This window comes from Vreelandella venusta (assembly GCF_007989605.1).
GTDB lineage: Bacteria > Pseudomonadota > Gammaproteobacteria > Pseudomonadales > Halomonadaceae > Vreelandella > Vreelandella venusta.
The window spans coordinates 88,419-102,657 of record NZ_BJUL01000005.1; the positions used below are offsets into that span (position 1 = coordinate 88,419).

Below are 14,239 nucleotides of genomic sequence, written 5' to 3' on the forward strand. Positions count from 1 at the left end.
CGAGGTGCTAAAGGCGATCAACGCATTTCGCTAGGAAACCCTGTTTGTGGTGCTGGTGGACGCTCCCCGAACCACCGCTCGTAGGCATCGGCGTAGAGTTCGAATTCGACGCCATACATCGCTTCCTGCAGCGCAGTGTTGATGAAATTTAGCCAACGCTGATCATCGGGCGATACCGCACAGGCATAGGACTGCGGATTCCAGCTATAGCCCGAGTCGACGTAACGCCCTGGGTTGTTTGTCATATACCACTTGAGCGTCGATAAGTCGGTGGCTACTGCATCGGCGCGATGCGAGTTGAGAGCTTGGTAGATCAGGTTCTGGCTCTCGTACTGATCAACTTTGGCATCGGGCAGTGCCTGGTGAACCATTTCTTCGGCGTATACGTTCTGCAATACGGCGACAGTGACTTCATCACCCGCCGAATTGAGGGCGTCATAGTCGCTGTGATCGCTTCCCTGAAGGAGCAGCAGGCCTATCCCTTCTCGATAGTAAGGGACAGTAAAGGCAACCTGCTGAGCGCGAGAGGCAGTAACGGTCATTGCCTGACAAGAGATATCGACCTTGTTGGTCAGGAGGTTGGGAATTCGCGCGTCCGAGGATTGCTCGACAAAACGCACCTTGCTTGAGTCATTGAATAGTGCCTGAGCCAGAATATGGCCAATATCGGCATCGAAGCCGAGAGTTTGACCATTTTCGGTGAAATGCCAGGGTGGGTTGGAGCTGCTAGTTCCGACGATAAGCTCACCGCGGTCAAGAACTGTTTGTAGGGTGTTGGCTTGTGCTTTAGCCGCAAACAGAGCGGGTATCATGGCGGCCACGATGATGATTTTTATAGGCTTCTTAGCATTTTTCATCAATGAGTCCTGTCAAATTTGTTAATTTTTCTGATATACCGGAATGTTGTCTTGTTCTCCGGACTTTTTTATCCTAGGATAGTTCATAGGAGGGCGCAAGGGGATATCGCTTCCTCTATTCACTATTCACAAAGAGGTAATATGAGCCAGGCTAACAACAAGAGATCGACCGCACCCCGGGCGCGCGGCGTTGACCGTCTTATTGCGCTATGCGAACAGTTACACCTCCATCGTCAGCCCATGTCTCCACGTGAACTGATCAAAGCTACCGGAGCTCCCCGTTCGAGTGTCTATGAACTGGTTAATCTGCTGTGTGAGTCAGGTTGGCTGGAGATTAATGAAGATGGGCGGATTTACTTTGGCCGTGCGATGCACTACTTCGGCCTCGACTACGCCGACCACAATGATTTGATTCGGCGAGCCCGCCCAGTAATGCGCCAGCTTTCCGCAGGTTTTGATGAGACCACCCAGCTGTGTATGTTGGATGGCGATAAATATACTGTGATGCTCAACGAGAATGGTGCGCGGCCATTTCGGATCAGTTCTGAAGTTGGGGTCAAGGTGCCGATTCCTTGGACAGCATCTGGGCGTGTGCTACTGAGTGGAATGAGTCGCGAGGCGATACTAGAACTGGTGCCAAGTGACGACTTTGTGCTGCCTAGCGGTGAGCGTATTGATATCAATGGCTTCATCGCTGAGATTGAACGGGCCCGGGAGCGCGGTTTTGCGCTGACCGAAGGGCTGGTAGATAGCTTCGCATGCTGCATGGCAGTGCCGGTATATGACGGTGATATGTCGGCCCGTGCGACGCTCTGTTTCACAGTTGGGCGTAATGCTGACGCTGCACGCCGCGAGGCTCTGATTACAGCACTTTGCGAGGCTGCCCAGTCGTTGTCCGATGGCGGCCGGTGATAGCGTGGCTTGTTTACCACAGGAGTCAGATATGACCGTATTAGCTTCCGATGAAGGGTTATTGGATGTTTTCGGAGAAAATATCCCCAACGCTAATCTACTAAGAGATGTTCCGCTGCCCGCTGCCGTGGTGCATGAAGGCCCACTGGCTCATAACGTAGCGTGGATGCAACGATTCGCCGAGGCTCATGGCGCTCACTTAGCGCCCCATGGCAAAACAACCATGACGCCAGCACTTTTCCAGCGACAGCTCCAGGCAGGGGCGTGGGGTATCACACTTGCCACTGCACCCCAGTGTCGTGCGGCCTTCACCAATGGTGTCACTCGGATATTGATGGCGAACCAACTGGTCGGCCAGGCCAATATGGCCATCATCGCTGGTCTGATTGAGCAGGGTGCGACGTTTTACTGTGTGGTCGATAGTCAGGAAAACGTGCGTCAGCTCGGACGTTTCTTTGCTGAGCGTGGTTTGAATTTGGCGCTACTGATTGAGGTGGGGGTTACTGGGGGGCGTTGCGGCTGCCGCAATAAGCAGCAGATTCTTTCGCTGGCGGAGGCCATTGCTGATGAGCCAGCGCTTTCACTGGTGGGACTAGAAGGCTATGAAGGTGTGGTTCACGGGGATAACCCCGAAGCGGGTATTCGTGCTTATGCTCAATATCTGGTGGATGTAGCGGTAGAGCTAGAAGCGGCGGGCCGCTTTGCCGAAGAAAACCCGATTGTAACGGCCTCAGGTTCTGCCTGGTATGACGTGATTGCAGAAGTCTTTGAGGGCGCACCGCTGCAGGGGCGATTTACGCCTGTGCTACGGCCTGGGTGTTATGTCGTCCACGATCATGGGCTTTATCGTGAAGCACAGTCAGCGGTATTAGACCGCCGACCGGATTTACAGCAGGGGCTTGAGCCTGCCCTGGAAGTGTTTGCCCAGGTGCAGTCGCTTCCCGAACCTGGACTTGCCATTGTGGCGCTTGGTAAGCGTGATATTGGTCATGACCAGTTACCCATTGCCCTACGTCGTTTCCGAGAAGCAGGTAGCGCCTCGCAGCAATTGCCTGTGGTTGGTTGGGAAGTGACGAAAATTATGGATCAGCACGCTTTTGTGCACCTTCCCGAAGAGGCTCAGGATGTCGAGGTCGGTGATATCGTCGCATTTGGCGCCTCTCACCCCTGTTTAACCTTCGATAAATGGCGCCAGCTGCTGTTAGTGGATGATCAGTTAAACATTAAAGAGCGTTTGGCCACCTACTTTTAAAAGAGGCTCTATGATCACTCGCCGTGACGTTGCCTACGCGCTTAAGCGTTCAATAGCGGCGGGTAGTTCATGGGCGTTTTGAATGCCAATGGCACCCTCGGGGGTAACTTCCTCGTTAGGGAAGTGGTTGAGGTGAATGACGTGCATGCCTGCTGCTAATCCTGCTTCAACTCCCACCGCCGCATCATCAATCACCACGCATTGTTGGGGTGAGTAGCCCATTGCGGCGGCGGCTTGGCGATAAAGTTCAGGGTTGGGTTTCCAGACGTTTAAGGTATAGGCGCTAAACAGCTTGTCGCCAAAATGGTGGCCTAGCTCGGTGCTTTCCAGCGCACAGCGAATTTTGGGTTCGGGGCCATTAGACACTACGGCTTTGGGGTGGCTGCTTAACTGCTCCAATGCGGCAGCCATACCCGGTATTGCTACTAGCTCAGCACGCATGCGGGTTTCCATGCGTGTCCGCATGCCTGCCTCAAGCTGAGAAAGCTTGCTTTCTTCCAATGCCTGAAAACGACGTTCCAGCGTTTGCACGATTGTCAGGAAACGCACCCCGCGAAATTCATCCATATATTGCTGTGCGGAAAAGGGGAGGTGAAATTCGGGAAGAATTTCACCCATCACCTCGGCAAGTAGTACTTCGCTATCCACCAAGGTGCCATCGCAGTCGAACAGTAAGCAGAGCGGTGTTGGCGTGGTGTTAACAGCACTCATCGACATGCTTCCGGGTTGACCAGGCTGATAGGGCGTTCACCCTGGAGTGCCAAGCAAATATTATCTACCGCCCGCTGGGCCATGGCGTCGCGGGTTTCATGGGTGGCAGAGCCGATATGCGGAAGGGCGACCACATTGGGCATCTTCGCTAGCGGTGACGAGGAGGGGAGCGGCTCCTGTTCGAATACATCCAGTCCGGCTGCTTGAATAACGCCGTTTTCCAAGGCATCTATTAACGCGTTTTCGTCGATGACTTTGCCGCGAGCAATATTGATGAAGATGGCGGAGGGCTTCATCAGCGCGAATTCATTGCTACCAAGTAAATGTTCGGTGTCGGCGGTGAGTGGTACGGTAACACAGACGAAGTCGGCCTCGGCCAACAGCTCGTTGAGTTCGCGACGCTGTGCGCCCAGCTCCTTTTCAAGGGCAGGTTTGTGCGATGCGTTGGAGTAAAGCACCCGCATGCCAAAACCCAAGGCTCCGCGCCTGGCGACAGCCTGGCCAATACGCCCAAACCCTACCATGCCGAGGGTTTTGCCATGTACATCTCTACCAAACAGTGCAGGGCCAATGCTGGCTTGCCATTTGCCCGCTTTGACCCACTCGGCTAATTCAACTACCCGGCGCGCGGTGGCCATGATCAGGGCAAAGCCAGTATCGGCGGTGGTTTCGGTAAGCACATCAGGCGTGTTACACAGCATAATGCCGCGCTGGCTCAGTTCCTCAACGGGAATGTTGTCGTAGCCAACAGAGATGGTTGCGATGACTTCTAAGTTGGGGGCTGCGTCCAGCAACTGAGGAGTGATCGCCAAGCCGGAGCCGATAATGCCATGCGCTTGCGCTAGGGTGGAAAGCACGTCTTGTTGAGTGAGGTCTAATGGTTTGGATAGCCCAACTAACTGAGCGTGCTGTTCAAGTTCCACCCATTGAGATGAGCTGAGCTGCCCTAGTACGATGACGCTCTTTTTCATGCTGCCTCCTGTTGCTTGAATGGTGTTTGTGAATGCTAGTGGCTTAGCGTTGTTCTAGTGCCTGCAACTGTTGACGACTAGGTAAGCCTTCCATATCGCCCACTACTTGAACGGCCTGGGCACCCACCAAGTTGCCGCGGTTCAATGCCTGCTGAGGCGTAAGGCCATCTAATAAGGCGCTAATCACGCCCACTGCGAAGCCATCGCCTGCGCCAACGGTATCGACTACTTCAGCGACTGGTCGACCAGGAACCAAATAACTTTCAAGTGAGCCGCTGATGTTGCCGCGATAGTAGCTGCCTTCTGGCCCCAGCTTAATAATGACGGCCTTGGCACCGCGGGCTAGATAAAAGTCGGCAATTGCTTCAGGCGATTCGCACCCGGTCAGCAGGCGACCTTCGGCCAGCCCTGGTAATACCCAGTCGGCGCGGCTGGCAAGTTCATTTAAGGTAGTGCGCATGGCGTTTTCGTTGGGCCAAAGTGACGGACGCAGATTGGGGTCAAAGGAAATACTCGCACCATGAGTACGCGCCTGTTTCATTAAATGACGGGTAAGCTGGCATGCGCTTTCAGATAAGGCTGGGGTAATGCCTGTTGCGTGTAGGTGGGTAAGTGCCTGAAAGTCGACATTTTTAGCATCCTCAATAGAGAGGTGGCTCGCGGCACTGCCTTGTCTGAAATATTCAACTCGCGGGTCAGCGCCGTTCTGTGCACGCTCTTTAAAGAGCAGCCCTGTGGGGCGCTGTGAGTCAGTGTGAATATGCTGGCTATCGATACGCTCAGCTTCCAGTGCTTTGCGAATAAATTGGCCGAAACTGTCATTGCCCACTCGGCTTAGCCAGCTGACCTGAAAGTCCAGCCTGGAGAGGCCGATCGCGACATTATTATCGGCACCCGCCAAACGGCGATGAAAGTGCTTAATGTTTGCAAGGGGGCCGGGGGCATCGGCGACAAACATGGCCATGGCCTCGCCGAAGGTCAGTATTTTGGGTGCAGAATCAGGCTGTATCATAGGGCGTCTCACACGCTTTGTTGTTTATTGGGAACGATACCATTTAGGGGTGTCAGTTGTACGGCGTCTCGCTGCGTTGCAGGTAAGGGCTATCCCGAGGGGGAGGTGCTACCCCGGATAATCAGCGTTGGTGAGTGTAGGGCTTGCACGGCTAGCTTACCGGGGTGTTGAGGAAGCTGATTAAGCAGGCAGGCGACGGCGGCTTGGCCAATCGCATCGGTTGGTTGAGCAAGTGTGGTAATGCCCGGCGACACTAGCTCACACCACTCCAATTCATCAATGCCTAGTAAACCGATTGAGCCCATCGTGAGGCCAAGGTGCTGAAAACTGCGCACTATCGCGAGCGTTACGTTGCCGTTGGCGCACAATACTGCTTTGGGAGCGCAGGCAGGACGTTGGCTAAACTCGCGTAAGGTTGGCAGGGCTGAATGTTCATCTAGGCTGTTTAGCACTAGCGTCTGACTGTCTAGGCCTAGGGTTTTTACTTGCTGCTTAAATCGTTTCAGCCGTTCTTGTCGAGCGCTGGCATGTTCTGGCGCTTCACTTACATAAAGCACTGAGCGATAGCCTTGCTGTACTAAGTGATCCAGTGCCATATCAATCGCCTGGGTGTTATCGAGCCCAATGACTTCGGCATCGAGCTGGCGAACTTCGCGGTCAAGTAGCACCAATGGAATACCGCTGCGCATTAATGCTTGTAACTGAGGTTCAGGTTGCCCTGCCGCATTGATAATCAGGCCTTCCACTTGGTAGGCGGCCAGCGATGCTAGTTGCGTTTGTTCTTGCTCTGGGTCGTTATCGGTATTACACACGATCAGCGAATAGCCATGGGCTCGCGCGGCCTGCTCCACGCCATGTACAGCGGCAACCGAAAAAGGGTTACGTATATCAGCCACTAGCATACCCAGCAGCCGTGAGCCTCCGCCTTTTAAGCCACGCGCCATGAGATTGGGCTGATAGCCCAATGTGTTAGCTGCCTGTTCAATCTGTGACTGGAGTTTGGCGGTTAGTCGTTCGCGTTCTGAACCGAAATAACGTGAGACGCTGGTTTTGGATGTACCCGCTAATTTGGCAACTTCGATGAGGGTGGCCCGAGATGACGGCATAAGTGGCGTGTTTCTTGAATAAATGGGAACGTTCCCAAATTAGCTGTTTTCAATTCGAAAGGCAATACTCATAGTATCCCTTGGCATTAACAATTATCCCTCGTCGTCTCCGCTATCGAAGCAAGCCTTATGCTCTCAGTCAGGTTAAACTAGGCGACTTTGAGTCAACGCTTGGCGCCCTGCATGCATCCCCTTGATACCTCAACAAGTCATATTTCAAACAGCCATATTGCAAAAGGCTATGAGTTAACCCAAGCGGGAGATCGCTATTTCGATGGCTTGGTTGATAAGTTCTCTCGTTCGCTTTATCAAGCGCCCCGTGGCGAGCTGCGGTTGGCGATGCTGGATTATTTGCTGCCGCAAATGCTGCGCCTGACAGTACAGCCAGTACTTGATGTTGGTGGTGGTTTAGGACAACTTTCGGGCTGGTTTGCTGAGCGTGGGCACGTGGTCACCATGGCAGAGCCTTCCCAGGATATGTTGGCTCATGCAAATGCATGGCATGACGAGCGATGTGCTGCAGGTGCTTGGCCACCCGAACAGCTGCGCTATCTTGCCGCGCCACTTCAGTTGTTGCCCCAGCAAGCGCCTGGGCCATGGCCGCTTATTACCTGCCACGCTGTGCTTGAGTGGTTAGGAGAGCCTGAGCAGGCTGTGCAAACGCTGGCGAGTCTGCTTGCCCCCGGCGGGCAGTTAAGTTTGATGGTGTTTAACCGCGATGCGTTGCGTTTCTCCAACGTCATCAAAGGTAACTTACAAAAAGCGCTTAGCGACCAGCTTGAGGGCAAAGGTAAGCGACAGCGGTTAACGCCTATCTCACCGGTTACCCACGACGAAGTGTGCCTATGGGCAGCGAATAACGGTCTGCGCATGGATGCCGTTGCCGGGATACGAATCTTTCAGGACTATTTACGCCACCCCTCTGCCGAAGAGAGCGAGCAGGCGACGCTGCTGGCACTCGAAAAGCAGTACTGCCGCCAAGATCCTCACTGGCGGTTAGGTCGCTATTTACTTTACACCTTCACCAAACCTAAGGCTGATGTATGAGCGCTCAACTGCCTGCTTGCCAACTCCTTGAACGTTTCTATGGCCAATCGGCTAACTTATGGCCCGTTGCGCCGCCTGCTGATGCTTGGTTGCGAGCCCACTCCACGGCAATGATAAGTGGGGATGTGGCGCTGCGTGAACACTGGGCATCCGGCGGTAAAGCAGCCGCTAGCCCGTTTGATGCCCCCTTTATCCAGCCAGCCGGGCAGGTGGTGCTGTTTTGGCCGAAGGCTCATCAGTTGGGAATCTGGTGGCTAACATGGCTTTGTCACGTGCTGCCTGAAAATACCCCGCTTGATGTTGTTGGTGAGCATCAGGGGGGTATCAAGCGCGTGCCTAAGATATTGAGTGAGTTAGGCATGCGCTGCGATAAGCTCGATAACGCTCGTCGTTGCTCGTTGTTTGCTACGCGCACGGTAGCGATGGAGCAGTCGGACACTGAGTGGCAAACATTTGACGCGCTGGATTTAAAACTGGTGAGTCATCCTGGTGTCTTTGGTCACGGCAAGGTCGATGAAGGCACGCGTTTAATGCTCGATAGCATTGAGGCTAGCTTGCCCAAAAAGCCGCTTAGCGTGCTGGATATGGGCTGCGGCGACGGCATTATTAGTGCTTGGCTTGCAGCGCGAGGTCATCAGGTCACCGCCGTAGATGTCAGTGCGTTTGCGGTGGAGGCGTGCCGCCGAACGCTAGCAGCCAACCAGCTTAGTGGGCGAGTGCTTGAGAGCGACGTCTATTCAGCGCTTGGGGGAGAGCAGTTTGATCTGATAGTGAGTAATCCGCCGTTTCATCAGGAGCGCGAGATTACCTATGGCCCTAGCGCACGGCTGATTTCAGAAGCGCCCAATCATTTATCGGCCAAGGGGCAGCTCGTGTTAGTGGCGAATGCCTTTCTGCCTTATCCTGATGTGCTGGAAAGCACCTTCGGTGGTTTTGAGACCTTGGCAGATAATCGGCGCTTTAAAGTGTATCGAGCCGCTAAATAGCAAGCGCCACTGCTGAGACGACTATTTACGTCTATGATGCCATTTGTAAGCCTTGTTTCGGCTACACGTGTAAAAGGAGATGGAAATGACAGGAAGCGTTCGTACGACAGCGGTAATTGGCAGTGCGTTGATCTTGGGCGGTTTGTTGGCGCTGGGGCTGGTGTGGGGAGGCAGTTACTTCAAAGGGGCTGCGGAGGTTTGGCAGCAATCTTCACGCAGCGTCACTGTACGTGGCTTGGCCGAGCGAGAAGTGGCGGCAGATATGGTGCTATGGCCACTCAACTATACTGTTAATGCCAATTCGCTTTCTGACTTAGAGCGGCAACTTTCCAGCAATGAGCAGTTAATTCGCCAATTTCTGGATGACCGTGGTTTCGATGAGGACAACGTAAGCGTCACGCCACCGCGTATTACTGATCAATTTAGCAATATGTATGGTGGCGAACGTCCAGACGAGCGCTATCGCGCTGAGGCTACGTTGTTGCTACGTACTGATAATGTTGCTGGGGTGATAGATGCGGTGCCCCAAGCCACAGCGTTGGTACGTCAAGGCGTGCTGTTGTCGCCTAGCTATGAATACCGCACTGAGTTTTTGTTTACTGGCTTAGATGACATTAAGCCTGAAATGATTGCTGAGGCGACAGCTGATGCACGTAATGCAGCCCAGCAGTTTGCCGAAGACTCTGGTAGTGGTGTTGGGGGAATACGCCAAGCGACCCAGGGCTACTTCTCGATTGAAGATCTTGATAGCTATACACCCCATATTAAGCGAATCAGAGTCGTTACTACGGTGGATTACGCGTTAGTAGAGTAGTCTTTGCCGCCTCAAGTAGACGGTGATTTCATGCCCGGATAACGGATCGCTGTGACGGTGTAGAACGTCTCGCCATTGGGTGTGAGTACCGTGATATCGTCGTCTACTTCTTTCCCGAGCAGTGCTTTGGCCATGGGGGCGTCGATGCTGATCCAGCGTTTTTTAGTATCGATTTCGTCATGGCCAACAATTCTAAGATGAATTTGCTCTCCGCCTTCATCTTCCAAATCTACGTACGCGCCGAAAAAAACCTTGCTGGTGTCAGCGGGTAGGCGATCAACAATTTGCAGTTCGTCCAGCCGTTTTGTTAGGTAGCCAATACGCGCGATAACGCGGTTTAGCTCTTTTTTGTTATAGGTGTAATCGGCATTTTCACTGCGGTCACCCTGGGCGGCCGCTTCGCCAACTTTGGCCGAAATAGCGGGGCGTTTAACTCGCGATAGATGGTCCAGGACAGCACGTAGACGAGCCGCACCCTCTGCTGTGATCAGGTTGCTCTTAGGTTGTTGGCGCGGGTCTTTCGCTGGGTCGCGCCAGCGCGTCATATTTCGGCCTTTCATTGCGTTTTTCACCTCCTCAAAGAGCACCAGCTTACGCTAATGGCAGTGGGGTTAACAAAGCGCTTATTTATTGGCGATTCATTCAAACGTTCGTTACATTATGGGTGTGGGGGTTCAAAACCCCAGAACCAAACGTATTGCTTGCTAGAAAGCACAAAAATAAATCAGGAGCTTATTATGCGCACATCCCCTTTTTCTCGTTTAGTCATTGCAGCGGCATTAGGTAGTGCCTTAGCGTTAGCCCCATTAAGCGTGTCGGCGTATGAAAGCGATGTGTTCTCGCTAAAGAATCGTTGGGAACACACCGTCACTGAGATGCCTGCTAACGAGCGTGAGAGCACGCTTAAAGCGCTAGCCAGTGAGGTTGAGCAGCTGGCTAACCAATATCCTGATCAAGCGGAGGTATTGGTCTGGCAAGGCATCGTGCTGGCGTCCTACGCACGTGAACGCGGCGGTCTTGGTGCATTAGGCACCGCGGGTGATGCCCGTGATGTGCTGGAGAGAGCCATTGAAATCGACCCACAAGGCGGCAATGGTTCGGCTTATGTCACGCTGGGAGCGCTATACGACCGCGCCCCAGGCAGGCCTTTAGGTTTTGGCAGCAGCGATACCGCTGAGCGCATGTTTCAGCGCGCGCTAGAGATTCGCCCAGACGGTATTGATGTGAACTATTATTATGCGGCGTTCTTGAAAGAAGAGGGCAATAGCGAGGCGGCTCGCGAGCATGCACAGCGCGCGGTGAATGGTACTGCACGCGAGACCCGTCAAAAATCTGATGAAGCGCTGCGCCGTGATGCCGAGATACTACTTGGTGAGCTGTAGACCCTAAACCAAGGCGCTTAGCACTTAGAGTGATAGGCGCGCTAACGTTAATAGCCGCGTTAAGGTTGATAGGTGCGTTAAGGTTGATAGGTGCGTTAAGGTTGATAGGTGCATTGGCATTCCCAGTGGTAAGCATTGATAATAGAACGATTGTTAACACTGGGAGTGCTTCATGGCATCTAGCCCTAATCCATTAGTGCCCGATGCGTCAGCGCCGCCTCAGTTAGGCCGGGACGATGTCGAGCTTATTCAGCGAGAGACCCTTTATCAGGGGTTTTTTCGTTTGGAAGCCTTAGAGCTGCGTCATCGTCTGTTCGAGGGCGGCTGGAGCAGCACGATGCGGCGTGAGGTGCATAACCGCTTTGATGCTGTTGGCGTGCTGCTTTACGACCCGGTTCGTGACGCATTGGTACTGGTGGAACAGTTTCGTGCTGGCGCGATTGACGATCCGCTTTCCCCCTGGAAGTTAGAGTTAGTGGCAGGGCTGGCAGATAAAGATGAATCCCTGGAGGATGTTGCCCGCCGTGAGGCCATGGAAGAGTCAGGCTGCCAGGTTGGCGAACTGACAAAACTGCATACCTATTACCCAAGCCCTGGGGCGTGTAACGAACGCGTGACGCTATTTTGTGGTTTAGTCGATACCCAAGGGATGGGGGGAATTCATGGCCTGGAGGATGAGCACGAGGATATCCGTGTTCATGTAGTGGCGTTTCCAACCGCATGGGAACTCTTGGAGCAGGGAAGACTCGATAACGCCATGTGCTTGATTGGGCTACATTGGTTAGCGAGCCAGCGCGCTTCGCTGCGTGCTGCTTCTCATCGAGCAGCGACAGTGCCAAGCGAATCTGAAAAGGAGTGAACATGGCTAGAACCGCCTATGTCACCGATTTAAAGTCCCTGCAGGGCGAGTGTAGCGCCAACTATATGCGCATGCTTCGCTTGGTAGGTGATATGGAAAGTGGCCAGCGGCGTGATATCGCGCTGCATGGCGATGACCAGCATTTCGGCGATTTACATCTTAAAATTCTGGAGCAAGCGCCCTATACCACGATGGTGGAAGTGACCCAGAGTGGGCCGCTGGATGCGGTAATTGAAGGCCCCAGAATGCGTGTCCATCTCTACCATGACGTACGTATGGCAGAGGTGACTGATTTTCAGCGTGAGCGTCACTTTAGTGGTCGCTATCGTTATCCGAATGCCAGGATGCACCAGCCGGATGAAAAGCTGCAGCTAAATCGCTTCCTAGGCGAGTGGCTGGCGCATGGCTTAGCCCATGGCCATGCCTATGATATGCCGGAGTTACCCTGATGCGACTGGTTCAGATAACTGATTCGCACCTGCATGCCGATAAGGCGGCTCGCTCTCGGGCGGGAGTCCCGTGGCAGCAGTTTGAGCGTGTGCTGGAGGCGGTGATCGCTGAGCGGCCTGACATTGTCGTAGTTAGCGGGGATGTCAGCCAGGATGAGACGGCCGCTTCTTATGCATTGGCGCGCCAAGCGCTGGCATCATTGCCATGTCCATGGTTCTGGATTCCTGGCAATCACGATCAGCTTGGCTTCATGCAAGCGGAGCACCCGCTGGTGGAGGACGTCGATCTGGATCAATGGCGATTATTGCTGTTGGATACCCATGTAGAAGGCCAGCCATATGGCGAATTGGGTGCTGAGCGCTTAAGTGCACTGGCTGAGCGCCTAGAAGAAGATGGCCGCCCAACCTTGATTGTGATGCATCACCCCCCCGTTGATGTAGGCGCTGTGTGGATGGACGCGATTGGACTTAAAGATCGCGATGCGTTTTGGCAACTGTTAAACCGCCACCCTCAGGTTGAGATCATTCTGTTTGGTCATGCCCACCAAGCCTATGCCCAGTCACACCGTACCGCGGATAGCAAGATTGATGTGTATGGTTGTCCTGCCGTCGCTGATCAGTTCTTACCCGGCGCTGAGCAGTTTACGATTGATGAAGCGTCTCGCCCCGGCTATCGAGTCATTGACCTTCAGGGCAGTGATTGGCAGACCTGGATTGAGCGTGTCGCCGTATAGTCTGTGCCTGTGATGACACTGTTAGGCAATAAAGATATAAAAAGATAGTTATTAATTCTTTTGGGTTATTATTGACTCGGCGTTACCCTATCCTCAAATAACCGTCTTTCGGCGACGTTACCGTTAGACGGCAAATAGCGTTTGCACGTGCAAGCACCGTTTTATGAGGGAGTAGGTAATGAACCAGTTTTCTGCGCCGTCGGCGTCCCAGCGAGAGGTGTCTGCCACACCTGACGCGGCACGTTTGACCCATCTAAAGCAGCTAGAAGCTGAATCGATACATATTATCCGGGAAGTTGCTGCTGAGTTTAGTAACCCGGTCATGATGTACTCCATCGGTAAAGACTCCTCGGTAATGCTGCACTTGGCGCGCAAAGCCTTCTACCCGGGGACACCGCCATTCCCGTTGATGCATGTGGACACGACCTGGAAGTTTCGTGAAATGATCGAGTTTCGTAACCGCATGGCAGAAGAAGCGGGGATGGAGCTGATTGTGCATACCAATGAAGAGGGGCGGGCCGCCAATATCAACCCCTTCGACCACGGTAGTGCGAAATATACCGACATCATGAAAACCCAAGCGCTGAAGCAAGCACTGGATAAGCATGGCTTTGATGCGGCTTTCGGTGGCGCACGGCGTGATGAGGAAGCCTCGCGCGCTAAAGAGCGTGTCTACTCCTTCCGCGATAAATACCACCGCTGGGATCCAAAGAGTCAGCGCCCCGAACTTTGGAATGTGTATAACGCCAATGTTAACAAGGGCGAGTCAATTCGCGTCTTCCCACTTTCGAATTGGACCGAGCTGGATATCTGGCAGTACATCTATCTTGAGTCGATTCCGATTGTGCCGCTTTACTACGCCGCCAAGCGACCTGTGGTTGAGCGTGATGGCATGCAGGTTATGGTTGACGATGAGCGCTTGCCTTTGGCAGCAGGTGAAGTGCCTGAAGAGAAGTTTGTGCGCTTCAGAACGCTGGGCTGTTACCCACTGACCGGTGCGGTGGAGTCAACGGCGGCGACACTGCCCGAAATTATTCAAGAGATGCTATTGACCAAAACCAGTGAACGTAGTGGCCGTGCCATTGATCGTGACCAGGTCGGTTCGATGGAGAAGAAAAAGCGCGAAGGCTATTTTTAAGGAGTAGGT

Annotated in this window: 16 protein-coding genes; 10 read left to right on the forward strand and 6 right to left on the reverse strand. The window is 53.6% G+C overall.

The features are described from left to right. Positions 1-17: 17 nt before the first annotated feature. Complete coding sequence (locus HVE01_RS07120) at positions 18-857, reverse strand: transporter substrate-binding domain-containing protein (protein WP_146943229.1); 840 nt, start codon at positions 855-857, stop codon at positions 18-20. Between the two features lie 141 nt (positions 858-998). On the opposite strand from HVE01_RS07120, the gene HVE01_RS07125 reads away from it, so the two are divergent. Continuing rightward, positions 999-1,769 carry an IclR family transcriptional regulator gene (locus tag HVE01_RS07125; protein ID WP_146943231.1) on the forward strand — a complete coding sequence of 257 codons (771 nt, stop codon included), beginning with the start codon at positions 999-1,001 and terminating at the stop codon, positions 1,767-1,769. Between the two features lie 31 nt (positions 1,770-1,800). Next, the gene (locus tag HVE01_RS07130) at positions 1,801-3,021 is read left to right on the forward strand and encodes an amino acid deaminase (RefSeq protein WP_146943233.1); all 1,221 of its coding nucleotides are present in this window, start codon (positions 1,801-1,803) and stop codon (positions 3,019-3,021) included. Positions 3,022-3,054: 33 nt separating this feature from the next. Here HVE01_RS07130 and HVE01_RS07135 read toward each other — a convergent pair whose 3' ends face one another. The 4 genes from HVE01_RS07135 to HVE01_RS07150 form a co-directional block, all read right to left on the reverse strand. Beyond that, positions 3,055-3,732: an HAD family hydrolase gene (locus HVE01_RS07135; RefSeq protein ID WP_146943235.1), complete on the reverse strand. Its 678-nt coding sequence runs from the start codon at positions 3,730-3,732 to the stop codon at positions 3,055-3,057. Continuing rightward, positions 3,729-4,703, reverse strand: a complete 975-nt coding sequence (locus tag HVE01_RS07140; protein WP_146943237.1) for a 2-hydroxyacid dehydrogenase — start codon at positions 4,701-4,703, stop codon at positions 3,729-3,731. The genes HVE01_RS07135 and HVE01_RS07140 overlap by 4 nt, the downstream gene beginning before the upstream one ends. Positions 4,704-4,746: 43 nt before the next feature. After that, positions 4,747-5,715, reverse strand: a complete 969-nt coding sequence (locus HVE01_RS07145; protein WP_146943239.1) for a sugar kinase — start codon at positions 5,713-5,715, stop codon at positions 4,747-4,749. A gap of 89 nt (positions 5,716-5,804) precedes the next feature. Further along, on the reverse strand, positions 5,805-6,821 hold the full coding sequence (locus HVE01_RS07150) for a LacI family DNA-binding transcriptional regulator (protein ID WP_146943241.1): 1,017 nt from the start codon (positions 6,819-6,821) through the stop codon (positions 5,805-5,807). 183 nt (positions 6,822-7,004) lie between these two features. Here HVE01_RS07150 and HVE01_RS07155 point away from each other — a divergent pair, with 183 nt between their 5' ends. The 3 genes from HVE01_RS07155 to HVE01_RS07165 all read left to right on the forward strand — a co-directional run bounded on the left by HVE01_RS07155 (position 7,005) and on the right by HVE01_RS07165 (position 9,668). Continuing rightward, the gene (locus HVE01_RS07155) at positions 7,005-7,868 is read left to right on the forward strand and encodes a methyltransferase domain-containing protein (protein WP_146943242.1); all 864 of its coding nucleotides are present in this window, start codon (positions 7,005-7,007) and stop codon (positions 7,866-7,868) included. After that, on the forward strand, positions 7,865-8,854 hold the full coding sequence (locus tag HVE01_RS07160; protein ID WP_146943244.1) for a methyltransferase: 990 nt from the start codon (positions 7,865-7,867) through the stop codon (positions 8,852-8,854). Before HVE01_RS07155 ends, HVE01_RS07160 begins: the two co-directional genes overlap by 4 nt. An 85-nt stretch (positions 8,855-8,939) precedes the next feature. Continuing rightward, complete coding sequence (locus HVE01_RS07165; RefSeq protein WP_125749353.1) at positions 8,940-9,668, forward strand: SIMPL domain-containing protein; 729 nt, start codon at positions 8,940-8,942, stop codon at positions 9,666-9,668. Between the two features lie 11 nt (positions 9,669-9,679). On the opposite strand, the gene greB is transcribed toward HVE01_RS07165, so the two are convergent. Next, positions 9,680-10,228 (reverse strand): transcription elongation factor GreB, encoded by a 549-nt coding sequence (gene greB, locus HVE01_RS07170; protein WP_125749350.1) that lies wholly within the window; start codon positions 10,226-10,228, stop codon positions 9,680-9,682. 177 nt (positions 10,229-10,405) lie between these two features. On the opposite strand from greB, the gene HVE01_RS07175 reads away from it, so the two are divergent. From HVE01_RS07175 to cysD, 5 genes are all read left to right on the forward strand, one after another. Further along, a complete protein-coding gene (locus tag HVE01_RS07175; protein WP_146943246.1) occupies positions 10,406-11,050 on the forward strand; it encodes a hypothetical protein in 645 nt (214 codons plus the stop codon). 172 nt (positions 11,051-11,222) lie between these two features. After that, positions 11,223-11,909 carry an NUDIX domain-containing protein gene (locus HVE01_RS07180; protein WP_146943248.1) on the forward strand — a complete coding sequence of 229 codons (687 nt, stop codon included), beginning with the start codon at positions 11,223-11,225 and terminating at the stop codon, positions 11,907-11,909. Between the two features lie 2 nt (positions 11,910-11,911). Beyond that, the gene (locus tag HVE01_RS07185) at positions 11,912-12,358 is read left to right on the forward strand and encodes a DUF1249 domain-containing protein (RefSeq protein ID WP_009721899.1); all 447 of its coding nucleotides are present in this window, start codon (positions 11,912-11,914) and stop codon (positions 12,356-12,358) included. Beyond that, on the forward strand, positions 12,358-13,092 hold the full coding sequence (locus HVE01_RS07190) for a phosphodiesterase (protein ID WP_125749341.1): 735 nt from the start codon (positions 12,358-12,360) through the stop codon (positions 13,090-13,092). Before HVE01_RS07185 ends, HVE01_RS07190 begins: the two co-directional genes overlap by 1 nt. Before the next feature lie 178 nt (positions 13,093-13,270). Continuing rightward, positions 13,271-14,230 (forward strand): sulfate adenylyltransferase subunit CysD, encoded by a 960-nt coding sequence (gene cysD / locus HVE01_RS07195; RefSeq protein WP_125749338.1) that lies wholly within the window; start codon positions 13,271-13,273, stop codon positions 14,228-14,230. The last annotated feature ends 9 nt before the right edge of the window (positions 14,231-14,239 follow it).